Genomic DNA, 14645 nt, shown 5'->3' on the forward strand with positions numbered 1-14645 from the left:
TCGCTGGGGAGCACGCATGAGGAAACGCGACCGGACTCCGAAGACCTACACCCGGCTCACCCGACCGCTCGTCAGGGACTCCCGCGCCGGCCCTTTTCGCGAAGCAAGTTGGGACGAGGCGCTGGAGCGCACCGCGCGGGGCCTCCAGCGCAACCGTGGCGCGTTCGGCATGTTCTCCTGCGCCCGCGCGACCAACGAGATGAACTACGTGGCGCAGAAGTTCGCCCGGGTCGTCATGGGCACCAACAACGTCGACTCGTGCAACCGGACCTGTCACGCGCCGAGCGTCGCCGGTCTGTCGGCCGCCTTCGGCTCCGGCGGCGGGACGTCGTCGTACGAGGAGATCGAGCACACCGACGTCATCGTGATGTGGGGGTCCAACGCGCGGTTCGCGCATCCGATCTTCTTCCAGCATGTTCTGAAGGGGGTGCGGAACGGGGCCCGGATGTACGCGGTCGACCCGCGCCGGACGTCCACCGCCGAGTGGGCGGACAGCTGGCTCGGCCTCAACGTCGGCACGGACATCCCCATGGCGCACTCGATCGGCCGCGAGATCATCCACGCGGGCCTCGCCAACGAGGCCTTCATGGAACGGGCGACCAGCGACTTCGAGGCCTACAAGGCCCTCGTGGAGCCCTGGACGCTGTCCCTGGCGGAAAAGGTGACCGGCGTGCCGGCCGCCGCCATAAGGGAGTTGGCGCATGCCTACGCCCGCGCCGAGCGCGCCCAACTGTGCTGGACCCTCGGCATCACCGAGCACCACAACGGCACGGACAACGTGCGCGCGCTCATCAATCTCTCGCTGCTGACCGGGCACGTGGGCCGCTACGGTTCCGGCCTCCAGCCCCTGCGTGGGCAGAACAACGTCCAGGGCGGCGGCGACATGGGCGCGATCCCCAACCGCCTCCCCGGCTTCCAGGACCTCCTCGATTCCGACGCCCGGCTGAGGTTCGAGTCGGCCTGGGACACCGTCATCCAGCCGCACTACGGACTGAACCTCACGGAGATGTTCGAGGCGATGGAGGAGGGCTCGCTGAAAGCGGTCTACTGCATCGGCGAGAACCCCGCCCAGTCGGAGGCGGACAGCGAGCAGGCCGTACGCCGTATGCGGTCCCTCGACTTCCTCGTCGTGCAGGACATCTTCCTCACCAGGACCGCCGAGCTGGCGGACGTGGTGCTGCCCGCCACGGCCGGCTGGGCGGAGACCGACGGCACAACGACCAACAGTGAAAGGCGAGTTCAGCGGGTACGGCGCGCCGTGACGCCGCCCGGCGAGGCGCGCGAGGACATCGACATCCTCTGCGACCTGGCGACCCGGCTCGGTCACGAGTGGAAGTACGCGGACGCCGAGGCCGTGTGGAACGAGCTCAGGTCGGTGTCCCCGGAGCACTACGGGATGACGTACGACCGGCTGGAGAGGCATCAGGGCATCCAGTGGCCGTGCCCGAGCACCGAGGGCATCGAACCCGCTTATCTGCACGGCAGATTGTGGGAGAGGGAGCCGCAACGGCGTGGCAGGCGCGCGCCGTTCGGGATCGTTCAGCACGACCCGCCGGTCGACCTCACGGACGAGGAGTACCCGATCCGGCTGACGACAGGGCGGCGACTCGACTCCTACAACACCGGTGTGCAGACCGGGAGTTTCGCCTCCCCCCTACGGCGCGGCGAGTACGTCGAGCTGTGCCCGGAGGACGCGGAGCACTACGGAATCGTCGTCGGCGAGGAGGTCCGGGTGAGCTCACGGCGCGGATCCGTGGTGGCGCCGGTGTGGATCGACACCGCCCTGCGGCCCGGGCTCGCCTTCATGACCATGCATTTCCCCGACGAGGTGGACACCAACCAGCTGACGATCGAGGCGAACTGCCCGATCGCGGGGACCGCGGAGTTCAAGGCGTCGGCGATCCGGATCGAGAAGCTCCCGGCCCCGACCTACGTGAGGTGATGTCGTGGACCTGCACTTCGGTGACAGCAAACCGACGGACGACGAACGCGCGGCCGTGGACGCTCTGTTCGGTCCACCGCAGTCCTCGTGGGAGGGCGCCGACCGTTCCGACGCGGACCTGCGGTGGGCGCGGGGCGGACGCGAGGCCCGGGACCGCCGCGACCTGCTGCTGCCGGGGCTGCACGCGATCAGCGACCGAATCGGCTGGATCAGCGAGGGCGCACTCGGCTACCTGTGCCGCCGCCTGACCGTGCCTCCTGCGGAGGCCTACGGCGTCGCCACCTTCTACGCGATGTTCTCGGTGGCACCACGGCCGGCCACCGTGCTCCACGTGTGCACGGACCTCGCCTGCACCGCCGCGGGCGCGCCCGCACTGTGTGCGGGGATCGAGTCCCGCCTGGGCCCGGGCAGCGGTGTGGCCGTCGAGCGCAGCCCCTGCCTCGGCCTGTGCGAGCGCGCCCCGGCCGCGCTCGCGGTCAAGGCGGGTGATCCGGTGCGTACGGCGGTGTCGGCGCCGACGAGCGTCGAGGCGGCCGTACTCGCCGCGAGCGCCCCCGGCTCGGCGCCCGAGGAACGGCCGGCGGCGCGCGCGGTGCCCCAGGCCGGGGACCCGTCGCTGATCCTGCTGAACCGGGTCGGCGTGGCCGACCCGTCGTCGCTCGACGACTACCGGGCTCACGGCGGCTACACGGCCCTGCGCCGCGCCTTCGCGCTCGGTCCCGCCGGGGTCATCCGCGAGGTCACCGACTCCGGTCTGCTCGGGCGTGGCGGCGCTGCCTTCCCCACCGGCCGCAAGTGGCAGGCCACGGCGTCCCGGCCCGACCGTCCGCACTACCTGGTGTGCAACGCGGACGAGTCCGAGCCGGGCACCTTCAAGGACCGCGTACTCATGGAGGGCGACCCGTACGCACTGGTGGAGGCGATGACGGTCGCGGGGTATGCGGTCGGCGCGCACAAGGGGTACCTGTACCTCCGCGGCGAGTATCCGCGCGCCCTACACCGTATGCAATATGCGGTCGACCGTGCGCGCGCTCGGGGTCTTCTCGGCGACGACATCCTCGGCCAGGGCTACGCCTTCGACATCGAGATCCGGCGAGGCGCCGGCGCGTACGTCTGCGGCGAGGAGACGGCCCTGTTCAACTCCATCGAGGGGTACCGGGGCGAGCCTCGTTCGAAACCGCCCTTTCCCGTGGAGAAGGGCCTGTTCGGCAAGCCGACGGTCGAGAACAACGTGGAGACACTGGTCAACGTTCTGCCGATCCTCACCATGGGCGCACCGGCCTACGCGGCGATCGGCACGTCCGGATCCACCGGGCCCAAACTGTTCTGCGTGTCGGGCACCGTCGAGCACCCCGGCGTGTACGAACTCCCCTTCGGCGCCACGCTGGGCGAACTCCTCGCCCTCGCCGGGGTCGGCGCAGGCCTGCGTGCCGTACTGCTCGGTGGCGCGGCCGGCGGCTTCGTACGGCCCGACGAACTGGACGTCCCGCTGACCTTCGAGGGCACCCGGGAGGCGGGCACGACGCTCGGTTCGGGAGTGGTGATGGCATTCGACGACACCGTGCCGATGCCCCGACTGCTGTTGCGCATCGCCGAGTTCTTCCGGGACGAGTCGTGCGGGCAGTGCGTGCCCTGCCGGGTCGGGACCGTGCGGCAGGAGGAGGCGTTGCACCGGATCGCGGAGCGGACCGGCGCCGACGCCGCCGACGACATCGCCCTGCTGCGCGAGGTCGGCCGCGCCATGCGGGACGCCTCGATCTGCGGACTGGGCCAGACCGCGTGGAACGCCGTGGAATCCGCCATCGACCGTCTGGGGGCGTACGAATGACCGCGACCGTCCGCACAGGAGCCGCAATATGACCGCGATACCGCTGGGAGTGCCGCGTCGGCTGGTGGAGTTCACGATCGACGGGCAGGAGGCCCGGGCGCCCGAGGGATCGACGATCCTCGACGCCTGCCGGGCCGCCGGGAAGGACGTCCCGACCCTGTGCCAGGGCGACACACTCACCCCGAAGAACGCCTGCCGGGTCTGCGTCGTGGAGGTCGAGGGCTCCCGGACCCTGGTGCCGGCCTGCTCGCGCAGGGCGGAGCCCGGCATGGAGGTCCGTACCGACACCGAGCGCGCCCGGCACAGCCGCAAGATCGTTCTCGAGCTGCTGGCGTCCTCGGCCGACCTTTCCACGACACCGATGGTTGCGGAATGGATCAAGGAGTACGACGCGAAGCCGGATCGTTTCGGCCCCGACGCGGCACGGCTGAACGAGGAACCGAAGATCGACAACGATCTGTATGTACGCGATTACGACAAGTGCATCCTCTGCTACAAGTGCGTGGACGCCTGCGGTGACCAGTGGCAGAACACCTTCGCGATCTCCGTCTCGGGGCGTGGTTTCGACGCCCGGATCGCCGTCGAGCACGACGCTCCGCTCACCGACTCGGCGTGCGTCTACTGCGGGAACTGCATCGAGGTGTGCCCGACCGGAGCGCTGTCGTTCAAGTCCGAGTACGACCGGCGAGCGGCCGGAGACTGGGACGAATCGGCACAGACGCAGACCACGACCGTATGCGCTTACTGCGGGGTGGGCTGCAACCTCACACTCCATGTGCAGGACAATGACATCGTGAAGGTCACCTCACCGCACGACAACCCCGTGACCCACGGGAATCTCTGCATCAAGGGCCGCTTCGGCTACCAGCACGTACAGAACCGGGGCTGATCACGACATGGGACGAGTCACCGAACGACGCAAGGTGGTCCGCATCAGGGACGGGGTGGTCTCCGCCCGGCCGGACACCCTGGTCGCCGAGGAGCCGATGGAGATCCGGCTGAACGGCAAACCGCTGGCCATCACGATGCGCACACCCGGTGACGACTTCGCGCTGGCGGCCGGCTTCCTGGTCAGCGAAGGCGTGCTGGCCGCCACGTCCGATCTGTTGAATATCGTCTACTGCGCGGGCGCGACGGGTGGGGGCCCCTCCCGGTCGAGCGGAGCCGAGAGTGGGGAAAGGTCCAACAGCTACAACGTGGTGGACGTCCGGACGGCCCCCGACGTGACGATGCCCGACATCACCCTCGAGCGGAACGTCTACACCACCTCCTCCTGCGGTCTGTGCGGAAAAGCGAGCCTGGACGCGGTCCGCACGACGGCCCGCTGGCCCATCGCGGACACTCCCCCGCTCCGGATCGAATCCGAACTGCTCGCAAGCCTCCCCGACCGGCTTCGCGCGGCCCAGCGGGTCTTCGACCGGACCGGGGGGCTCCACGCGGCCGCCCTGTTCTCCGAGGACGGCGAGCTGCTGGACGTACGCGAGGACGTGGGACGGCACAACGCGGTCGACAAGCTGGTCGGCCGTGCCCTCCAGAACGGGGAGCTGCCCCTGTCGCGGACGATCCTGCTGGTGTCGGGCCGGGCCTCGTTCGAACTGGCGCAGAAGGCCGTGATGGCGGGCATCCCGATGCTCGCGGCGGTCTCGGCGCCCTCCTCCCTGGCCGTCGATCTGGCCGCGGAGACCGGGCTGACACTGGTGGGCTTCCTGCGGGGCAGTTCCATGAACGTGTACGCGGGTGAGGACCGCATCACCCTGCGGACCGCGGCCGCCCAGGGCTGACCCGGTTCCCCGCGGCACGGCGGCGGGGCCCCGGCCGGCGGGGAGCGCCCCCTGCGCCGCAGGGGCCCCGCCTCAGCCGCTCGTGAATCGCACGTCGGTCGCGCGCGCCACGGTCCCGAGCCGGGGGAAGTCCAGCTTCACCGAAGCCTCGTGTTCGGCCCCGGTGAGAGCGGACATCGCGTCCTCGACGAAGACCAGGTCGTAACCGAGGTCGCCGGCGGCACGGGCGGTGGACTCGACGCCGAGGTTGGTGGCGATACCGCCGAACACGAGGGTCTTCACGCCCTGTTCGCGGAGTCGATCGTCCAGGCCGGTCCCCTGGAAGGCACCGATCGTTCGCTTGACGATCTCCAAGTCGCCCTCCTGGTATAGCCCTTGGACCAATCCGCTGCCGGGTGGTTGCTCGGCGACGCCGGGACGCTCGACGCGGACGAGGACGACGAGCGCGCCGGCCGAGCGGAACGCCGCCGCCAACTCCTCCACGGCAGTGAGTACTTCGGTTCCCTTGTGGGGCTCCAGGGGCAACGCGACGATGCGGTCCATCAGGTCGACGAGGACGAGGGCGCTGTGCGCGGGGACGAGTGGGAGAGCTGCGGTCATGACGGAACGTTATCCGCCGTCAGCCCTCCGTGCCGGAAATCCGGATCAACATGCCCATGAAGTGGTCGCCTTCGGCGGCGGAGAGCGGGGCGAGGGGTACGTCGTTCGCCTCCCGAACGGCCTTCTCGCAGCGCCGGAACAGCCGTCGCCCCTCGTCGGTGAGTGACACCGCGTTCTTCCGGCGGTCGTGCGGCTCCGGTCGCCCTGGAGGACGCGGCCGAGGCGCACGCGACGATCGAGTCACGGGCCGATTCGGGCAAGGTCGTCTTGGTGCCGTGAGCCGACGGTCTGCAGGTCTACAGGTCTACAGGTCCACGGTCTACGGAAGCCAGGACGCGGTCGAACGCACATTACATACGGTTGCCCCGCGACCACCCGCGGACCGCCGGCGACCGGCGACCGGCGACCGGCGACCGGCGACCGGCGACCGGCGACCGGCGACCGGCGACGATCTCACGCCGCAGCCGATGCCCTCTCGTCGGCAGGTTCCCGCGACGCCTCCAGCGGATCCCTCGCCCGGCGTTTGGCGATGACCGCGCACACCATCAGCTGCATCTGGTGGAAGAGCATCAGCGGCAGCACCGCCAGGGACGCGTGCGCGCCGAACAGGACGCTCGCCATCGGCAGCCCGGAGGCGAGGGACTTCTTGGAGCCCGCGAACTGGATGGCGATGCGATCCTCGCGGTTGAACCGCAGCGCCTTGCCGCCGTACCAGGTCAGGACGAGCATCACGGCGAGCAGAACGGCCTCGACGATGAGCAGCCCGCCCAGCCGCACGGCGCTGACCTGGTGCCAGATGCCCTGGACCATGCCCTCACTGAACGCCGTGTAGACGACCATGAGGATCGAGCCTCGGTCGACGAGTCCGAGCACCTTCTTGTGCCGGGTGACGAACCCGCCGATCCAACGGCGCAGCAGCTGACCCGCGACGAACGGTACGAACAGTTGCACCACGATCTCGGCCAAGGAGTCCGCGGAGAAGCCGCCACCGCTGCCGCCGAGCAGGGCCGCCGCGAGCAGCGGGGTGACGACGATGCCGACCAGCGAGGAGAAGGAGCCCGCACAGATCGCGGCGGGCACGTTGCCCCGGGCGATGGAGGTGAAGGCGATCGACGACTGAATCGTCGACGGCACGAGGGTGAGGAAGAGCAGCCCTTGGTAGAGCGGCTGGGTGAGGAACACCGGGACGAGGCCGCGCGCGGCCAGGCCGAGCAGCGGGAAGACCAGGAAGGTGCAGGCCAGGACGGTCACGTGGAGCCGCCAGTGCTTCAGCCCGTCCAGCGCCTCACGGGTGGAGAGCCGGGCGCCGTAGAGGAAGAAGAGGAAGGCGATCGCGGCCGTCGAAGCGCCCGAGGCCACGTCGGCTGCGGCACCGCGCGCCGGGAGCAGCGCCGCGAACCCGACGGTGCCGAGCAACAGCAGGATGTAGGGGTCGACCGGCATCCGACTCGGCCAGTGCAGGCGTTTCACGGTGCTCCACGTGCTGTTCGATGGGCTGACGTCCGGGCTCGAAGAGCCCCTCCCCATCGTCCTCCTCCGATCCGTGATCGGGAATCCGGTATACCGCTCTCACTGTCATCATGAATCGCGATGACAGGGCTCCTGGAGGCTACGGTGGCGGGCGTGTACGAGCCCTCCCATCTGCGTACCTTCCTCGCCGTCGCCCAGACCCTGAGCTTCACGCAGGCCGCGCGGCGGCTCGGGCTGCGTCAGTCGACGGTCAGCCAGCACGTACGACGCCTCGAGGACGCGACCGGGCGGTCGCTGTTCACCCGGGACACGCACTCCGTGGAACTGACGGAGGACGGTGAGGCGATGCTCGGGTTCGCGCGCCGGATCCTGGACGTCCACGAGCAGGCCTCGGCGTTCTTCACCGGTACCCGGCTGCGCGGCCGGCTGCGCTTCGGCGCCTCCGAGGACTTCGTACTGACCCGGCTGCCGGAGATCCTGGAAGGCTTCCGCCACGACCACCCCGAGGTCGACCTCGAACTGACGGTGGAACTGTCGGGCACCCTGCACGAGCAACTCGCCGCCGGAAAACTGGACCTGGTGCTGGCCAAGAGACGCCCCGAGGATCCGCGGGGCGAATTGGTGTGGCACGACGGACTGGTGTGGATCGGCGCGGAGCGACTACGGCTGGACGCCGACCGTCCGGTCCCGCTCATCGTGTTCCCGCCTCCCGGCATCACCCGCGCCCTGGCCCTGGAGGCGCTGGAGCGGCAGGGGCGGGCCTGGCGGATCGTATGCACGAGCGGCAGCCTCAACGGCCTCATCGCGGCGGCCCGGGCCGGCCTCGGCGTGATGGCCCACTCGCGAGGCCTGATCCCGCCGGGCCTGGTGCGGATCCCGGAACGGGCCGGACTGCCGGAACTGGGGCAGGTCGACTTCGTGCTGGTGCACGGACGCAGACGCACCTCGGCCCAGGGCGCCGCGGACGCTCTGGCGGCGGCGATCCTGGCGGGCGGCGACCGGCTGCACCGACGGGTGGCGGGAGCCGGTCGACGGCTCGACCTGCCGGGAGGCGGTGCGGGCTGAACGACCGGCACACCGCATGCGGCGTGCAGTGTGCGGGTGCGGTGTGCCGGTCGTTCAGCGCCGCATATTGCATACCGAAAAATCACATATCGACCATGACAGCCCGCCCCCACGCCCACTGCTTACCGCTTACCGCTTACCGCCTACCGCCTACCGCCTACCGCCTACCGCCTACCGCCGGCATGCTGATACGTCAGCTGCTTGACCCGTCTCATGAACGGCGTCGCCTCCACGTGCTGGACGCCCTCCAGGCGCCCCAGAGGCCCGCTGAGGTAGGCGTAGAGGCCCGCCGTGTCCCGGACCACCGCGGTGACGACGATGTGGGAGGGGCCGGCCGTGGCCGAGGCGAAGGCGATCTCGTCGTGGGTGGCGAGCGCTTCCCCGACCGCGTGCATGGCGGAGGGCGCCGTGGTGATCCACAGGACGGCGGCCAGGGGGTAGCCGAGGAACTCGGAGTGGTACTCGACGTCGATGTAGACGGCGCCCGAGGCGAGCAGGGCGGCGAGGCGGCGTTTGACGGCGGACTCGGAGCGACCGGTGGCGCGCTGGAGTTCGGGGTAGGTGGCGCGGCCGTCGCGTTCCAGGACGGCGAGCAGGGGTTCGTCCTCGGGTTCGATACGGGCCGGTCCCGTCGTCGCGTTCGCGTCGTGGCGCGGTGTGAGGACTGCGACCTGCTCCTCGTCCAGTGTGCCGAACTTCCGCAACCAGCCGGTCGGCCCGCCGTAGAAGCGGTGGAGGAGCTGTTGGGCGCGGATCTCCACGACGCTCGGGGTGCGCGGGAGCTTGCCGAGGAGCAGGTCGTCGTGGTCGCCGGGGTGGCGGGGCCGGGTCATGCAGACGATCTCGGTGCCGCCGGAGCCCAGGCCGATCCAGTACGTGTCGGGGCGTTTGGCGAGCGCGTCGGCGATGACCGTGGCGCTGTCGGGAACGCAGCGCAGCCGCAGCATCCACTGGTCCTGGCCGAGGCGTTCCGCGTCCCGGACGGCGACGACCCTCAGGCCGGCCTCGGCGCTGAGCCTGCGAAAGCGGCGCGCGACCGTCTGGTCGGAGACGCCCAGGACCCCGCCGACTTTGCTGAAGGAGGCCCGCCCGTCCACCTCCAGCGCCGAGAGCAACTGAAGATCCAGTCCGTCCAGCTTGCCATGGGCGTGGAATTCCATCTCCAACGACCTCTCTCCGTCGGATTCCGTCGACAGAACACTGAATACCACGGTGATCGGCCGCATCCAGTCCATCGTACGGAGCGCTACGCAGTCATCGCAGAGGACATATCGAGGAGTGGGACATGCGCACATGGGGGCCGCTGACAGCGGTGTGCCTGGGGACGTTCATGTTGTTGCTGGACGTGACGATCGTGATCGTGGCGCTGCCGGACATGGCGCGGGCGTTGCACGCCTCGCTGAGTGACCTGCAATGGGTCGTCGACGGGTACGCGCTCGCGCTGGCCGCGCTGCTCTTGGGAGCGGGGGCCACCGCCGACATCCTGGGGCGCCGCCGGGTGCACGTGGTGGGGGTGGTGGTGTTCGCGGCGGCCTCGCTGCTGTGCGGGCTCGCGAGCGGGCCGGACACCCTCGTCGCCGCCCGGGCCCTTCAGGGCGTGGGAGCGGCCGCGATGCTGGCGACGACGCTGCCATTGCTCGGCTCGGTCTACCAGGGCCGGCAGCGGTCGGCCGCGCTCGGGGTGTGGGGCGCGGTGAGCGGCGCGGCCGCGGCGGTCGGGCCGGTGCTGGGCGGGCTGCTGACGGAGGGGCCCGGCTGGCGATGGATCTTCTACGTGAACCTGCCGGTGAGCGTGGCCGCGGTGTGGCTGACGCTGAAGGCGGTGCCGGAGTCCAGGGGGCCGCGCGGGATGCGGGTCGACTGGGCGGGCACGGCGACCTTCGCGGTCTTCGCGGGCGGGACCGCGTACGCCGTCGTACGGGCCGGTGAGGACGGCTGGACGGCGTCGGCGACGCTCACCTCGTTCGGGCTCGCCGCGCTCGCCCTGGCGTGCTTCGTGCTGGCGGAGCGGCGGGCGGCCCATCCGCTGCTCGACCTGTCGCTGCTGCGCCGGCCCGCGTTCGTGGGGGTGATGGTGGGCGCTCTCGCCTTCAACGGCGTGGCGTTCGGGGTGACGCCGTACCTGTCCATCTGGATGCAGACGCTGCTGGGGATGAGCCCGGTGCGCGGTGGACTCACGCTGCTGCCGATGACGATGGCGGCCATGGTCACGGCGGTCGTGGTGGGCAAGCGGTTCCACGGCGTTCCTGCCCGGCTGACCATCGGCGGCGGACTCCTGCTGATCGGCGCGGGCTGTTTCTGCCAGGCCGTGCTCGGCGCCGGTTCGGACTGGACGGCACTGGTCCCCGGGTTCGTGCTGGTGGGCATAGGAACCGGTTTCGTCGCTCCTACCGCCGCCGGGGCGGCGCTGGCCTCGGTGGAACCGGCGCGGGCCGGGATGGCGGGCGGAGCCGTGAACACCGTACGGCAGCTCGGTTACGCGCTCGGCGTCGCCGTCTTCGGCACCGTGGTGACCTCCCGGATGACCGACACCCTCCCGCACGACGCCTCACACGCGCTGGCGGGCGGTGGCGCCGGAGCGCTGCGGGGCACGTTCTCCGAGCACACCCTGCGGTCCGCGTTCGCCGCCGGGCTCGACGCGGCGCTGGTGGCGGCGGGCTGCGCCGGCGTGATCGCCGCGGCGCTCGTCCTCGTCCTGGTCAGGCCGCCGCGCGCGGCGGTGGCCGCAACGACGGAGACGGACACGACCGCACTGTCCAAGGAAGGGGCGGCACCCCGGCCGTGACGGCGCCCCCGCCCGTGATCTCGAGATCAGGGGTTGAGATCACGGCTCGGGCGGCGCGGGCCGCGACCGGCCTCGGAAGGGCGGGCGGGGTAATCGGTACGGGCAGATTCGGTGGAGATTACGGTGCCGAAACTTACTCGTCCGTCAGTAATCTGTCCGACCCTTCCCCATGTGAGCCTATTTTCCGGCACTGACCAGCACAGACGAGAGCATCACTCGTTTTCCGCCCCCCTCCCCTCCCGTCGTTTGGTGGGGTAGCTTTCACGGCGCTGTGCGGCCATGAGAAGCGGGGTGCGGGTTTGCGCGAGTTCACCAACCCTCCGTTGGCGTTGGCACCGCCGGTGGGCGGTCTGGCCGACGTCGTCTTCCAGCACGCCCAGGATGACCCGCAGTACGTCGCTCTCGGCCGCAAGGACGAGGGGGGCGAGTGGCGGGATGTGACCGCAGGCGAGTTCCGCGACGAGGTCCTCGCCCTCGCCAAGGGGCTCCTCGCGCGGGGCATCCGCTTCGGCGACCGCGTCGCGATCATGTCCCGCACCCGCTACGAGTGGACGCTCTTCGACTTCGCCCTGTGGACGATCGGCGCCCAGGTGGTGCCGGTCTACTCGACCTCCTCGGCAGAACAGTGTTTCTGGATGCTCTACGACGCGGAGTGCACGGCCGCGATCGTCGAGCACGAGGACCACGCGATGACGATCGCCACCGTCATCGACCGTCTCCCCCGGCTGCGGCAGCTGTGGCAGCTGGACTCGGGCTGCGTGCAGGAGCTGTACGACGCCGGCGCCGGCATCGAGGACGACGTGGTGCACCGGCACCGGGAAGCGGTTACCCCCGACTCGACCGCGACGATCATCTACACCTCGGGTACGACGGGCCGGCCCAAGGGCTGTGTCATCTCGCACGGCAACTTCATGTTCGAGGCGGACACCGTCATCGAGCGCTGGGAGCCGGTCTTCCACTCCAAGAAGGGCGACGAGGCGGCGACCCTGCTGTTCCTGCCGCTCGCGCACGTCTTCGGGCGGATGGTGCAGATCGCCGCGATCCGCGGCAAGGTCCGTTTCGGCCACCAGCCCCAGCTGCACGCGGCCGCCCTGCTCCCCGACCTGGCCGCTTTCAGGCCTTCGTTCTTCCTGGCCGTGCCCTACATCTTCGAGAAGGTCTTCAACGCGGCCCGCCGCAAGGCAGAGCGCGAAGGCAAGGCGGGACCGTTCGCGAAGGCGGTCGACGTGGCCGTGAACTACGCCGAGGCGGTCGAGGCGAAGGCGTGGGGCATCGGGCCCGGTCCTTCGGCGGGTCTGCGTATGCAGCACCAGCTGTTCGACAAGCTCGTCTACTCCAAGGTGCGCGCGGCGATGGGCGGCCGGGTGCGGCACGCCATGTCCGGCGGCTCGGCCATGGACCGCAAGCTCGGCCTGTTCTTCGCCGGCGCTGGCGTGCAGATCTACGAGGGCTACGGTCTGACCGAGACTACGGCGGCCGCGACCGCCAACCCGCCCGGACGCACCAGATACGGCACGGTCGGCCAGGCCATCCCCGGCATGACCGTGCACATCGCGGACGACAGCGAGATCTGGCTGCGCGGCGGAAACGTGTTCCAGGGCTATCTCAACAACCCCAAGGCCACCGACGAGAGCCTGCACGACGGCTGGCTGGCCACCGGCGACCTGGGATCACTCGACGAAGACGGTTACCTCACCATTACCGGCCGCAAGAAGGAGATCCTGGTGACCTCCGGCGGCAAGAGCGTCTCGCCCGGGCTGCTGGAGGAGCGGGTGCGTGATCATCCGCTGGTCAACCAGTGCATCGTCGTCGGCAACGACCGGCCGTTCGTGGCCGCCCTGGTCACCCTCGACCAGGAGGCCGTCGAGCACTGGCTCCAGATGCGCAACAAACCGCAGCTGACCCCGGTCGAGCTGGTGAGCGACCCGGATCTGGAGGCGGAGGTGCGCCGATCCGTCGTAGCGGCCAACACGCTGGTCTCGAAGGCCGAGTCGATCCGCACCTTCCGCATCCTGGCCCAGCCGTTCACGGAGGAGCACGGACTGCTGACTCCGTCGCTGAAGCTGAAGCGCAAGGCCATCGAAAACGCTTACGCGAACGAGGTCGACGCGCTGTACCGCTCGTGAGGTTGCCGACGGCGGCGTGAGGCACGTTTCCCAACCTCCCCAGGCGGGCTCCCGCGGCGGGCTGACGACACGGGCTCCCGAGACGAATTCGGGGGTCAGGAATGCATCACTCGCCGTGTTCGTTGACCATGGGAGTACCACACTGACGGACAACCGAAGGATCAAGAGCTCGTGAGCAGCAAGGTCCCCCCGATCATCCTCAACAACGGCGTGGAGATGCCCCAGCTGGGCTTCGGTGTCTGGCAGGTGCCGGACGACGAGGCCGAGCAGGCGGTCTCCACCGCGCTGGAGGCCGGGTACCGCAGCATCGACACAGCGGCGATCTACGGCAACGAGGAGGGCACCGGCAAGGCCATCACCTCCTCCGGCGTGCCCCGCAAGGACATCTTCGTCACCACCAAGCTCTGGAACAGCGACCAGGGGTACGACTCGACGCTCCGCGCGTTCGACACCTCGCTGGAGAAGCTCGGCCTGGACTATCTGGACCTGTACCTCATCCACTGGCCGCTGCCCTCTCGCGACGGCTACGTGGACTCGTACAAGGCGTTCGAGAAGCTCCTCGCGGACGGCCGGGTGCGGGCCATCGGCGTGTCCAACTTCCTGCCGGAACACCTGGAGCGGCTGATCGGCGAGACGTCGGTCATCCCGGCCGTCAACCAGATCGAGCTGCACCCGCACCTCCAGCAGCACGCCTCGCGCGAGTTCCACGCGGAGCAGGGCATCGCCACCGAGGCCTGGTCGCCGCTCGGCCAGGGCAAGGGCCTCCTCGAGGTCCCGGCGGTCGTGGCCATCGCCCAGAAGCACAACCGCACCCCGGCCCAGGTCGTGCTGCGCTGGCACCTCCAGCTCGGCAACGTCGTGATCCCGAAGTCCGTGACGCCGTCGCGGATCAAGGAGAACATCGACGTGTTCGACTTCAGCCTGGACACCGAGGACCTGGCGGCGATCAGCGCCCTCAACGAGGACCGGCGTATCGGTCCGGACCCGGCGACGTTCGACGTCGGCTGAGGTTCCCCGCACGCGTCGAGGGCGCCCCCTGACCCGGGGG

At 70.0% G+C, this 14645-nt stretch carries 11 protein-coding genes and 1 pseudogene; 8 read left to right on the forward strand and 4 right to left on the reverse strand.

Annotated features, from left to right (window positions below; all coding sequences use genetic code 11):
- The first annotated feature begins 16 nt into the window (after nucleotides 1-16).
- Genes ACFWBD_RS05215 through fdhD form a run of 4 tightly spaced genes read left to right on the forward strand, consistent with a single transcriptional unit; the run spans nucleotide 17 to nucleotide 5551 of the window.
- A complete protein-coding gene (locus tag ACFWBD_RS05215) occupies nucleotides 17-1942 on the forward strand; it encodes a molybdopterin oxidoreductase family protein (RefSeq protein WP_385662837.1) in 1926 nt (641 codons plus the stop codon).
- Nucleotides 1943-1946: 4 nt separating this feature from the next.
- Complete coding sequence (locus ACFWBD_RS05220) at nucleotides 1947-3770, forward strand: NADH-ubiquinone oxidoreductase-F iron-sulfur binding region domain-containing protein (RefSeq protein WP_385662840.1); 1824 nt, start codon at nucleotides 1947-1949, stop codon at nucleotides 3768-3770.
- 28 nt (nucleotides 3771-3798) lie between these two features.
- Complete coding sequence (locus ACFWBD_RS05225; RefSeq protein ID WP_385662842.1) at nucleotides 3799-4659, forward strand: 2Fe-2S iron-sulfur cluster-binding protein; 861 nt, start codon at nucleotides 3799-3801, stop codon at nucleotides 4657-4659.
- Between the two features lie 7 nt (nucleotides 4660-4666).
- Complete coding sequence (gene fdhD / locus ACFWBD_RS05230; RefSeq protein ID WP_385662844.1) at nucleotides 4667-5551, forward strand: formate dehydrogenase accessory sulfurtransferase FdhD; 885 nt, start codon at nucleotides 4667-4669, stop codon at nucleotides 5549-5551.
- A gap of 72 nt (nucleotides 5552-5623) precedes the next feature.
- Here fdhD and ACFWBD_RS05235 read toward each other — a convergent pair whose 3' ends face one another.
- The 3 genes and pseudogenes from ACFWBD_RS05235 to ACFWBD_RS05245 all read right to left on the reverse strand — a co-directional run bounded on the left by ACFWBD_RS05235 (nucleotide 5624) and on the right by ACFWBD_RS05245 (nucleotide 7621).
- Nucleotides 5624-6151 (reverse strand): isochorismatase family protein, encoded by a 528-nt coding sequence (locus tag ACFWBD_RS05235; protein ID WP_385662847.1) that lies wholly within the window; start codon nucleotides 6149-6151, stop codon nucleotides 5624-5626.
- A gap of 19 nt (nucleotides 6152-6170) precedes the next feature.
- Nucleotides 6171-6350: pseudogene (locus ACFWBD_RS05240) on the reverse strand (MarR family transcriptional regulator); the annotation flags it as partial.
- 254 nt (nucleotides 6351-6604) lie between these two features.
- Complete coding sequence (locus ACFWBD_RS05245; protein ID WP_385662850.1) at nucleotides 6605-7621, reverse strand: bile acid:sodium symporter family protein; 1017 nt, start codon at nucleotides 7619-7621, stop codon at nucleotides 6605-6607.
- Nucleotides 7622-7774: 153 nt separating this feature from the next.
- On the opposite strand from ACFWBD_RS05245, the gene ACFWBD_RS05250 reads away from it, so the two are divergent.
- The gene (locus tag ACFWBD_RS05250; RefSeq protein ID WP_385662898.1) at nucleotides 7775-8686 is read left to right on the forward strand and encodes a LysR substrate-binding domain-containing protein; all 912 of its coding nucleotides are present in this window, start codon (nucleotides 7775-7777) and stop codon (nucleotides 8684-8686) included.
- Nucleotides 8687-8850: 164 nt separating this feature from the next.
- Here the strand turns inward: ACFWBD_RS05250 and ACFWBD_RS05255 are convergent, their stop codons facing one another.
- A complete protein-coding gene (locus ACFWBD_RS05255) occupies nucleotides 8851-9846 on the reverse strand; it encodes an Lrp/AsnC family transcriptional regulator (protein WP_385662901.1) in 996 nt (331 codons plus the stop codon).
- A gap of 125 nt (nucleotides 9847-9971) precedes the next feature.
- Between ACFWBD_RS05255 and ACFWBD_RS05260 the strand changes: the two genes are divergently transcribed.
- The 3 genes from ACFWBD_RS05260 to ACFWBD_RS05270 all read left to right on the forward strand — a co-directional run bounded on the left by ACFWBD_RS05260 (nucleotide 9972) and on the right by ACFWBD_RS05270 (nucleotide 14605).
- The gene (locus tag ACFWBD_RS05260; RefSeq protein ID WP_385662853.1) at nucleotides 9972-11471 is read left to right on the forward strand and encodes an MFS transporter; all 1500 of its coding nucleotides are present in this window, start codon (nucleotides 9972-9974) and stop codon (nucleotides 11469-11471) included.
- A 299-nt stretch (nucleotides 11472-11770) separates the two neighbouring features.
- Complete coding sequence (locus ACFWBD_RS05265) at nucleotides 11771-13597, forward strand: AMP-dependent synthetase/ligase (RefSeq protein ID WP_385662856.1); 1827 nt, start codon at nucleotides 11771-11773, stop codon at nucleotides 13595-13597.
- 171 nt (nucleotides 13598-13768) lie between these two features.
- A complete protein-coding gene (locus ACFWBD_RS05270; protein WP_385662858.1) occupies nucleotides 13769-14605 on the forward strand; it encodes an aldo/keto reductase in 837 nt (278 codons plus the stop codon).
- The last annotated feature ends 40 nt before the right edge of the window (nucleotides 14606-14645 follow it).

The sequence above is a fragment of the Streptomyces sp. NPDC060002 genome, assembly GCF_042737245.1.
Lineage (GTDB): Bacteria > Actinomycetota > Actinomycetes > Streptomycetales > Streptomycetaceae > Streptomyces.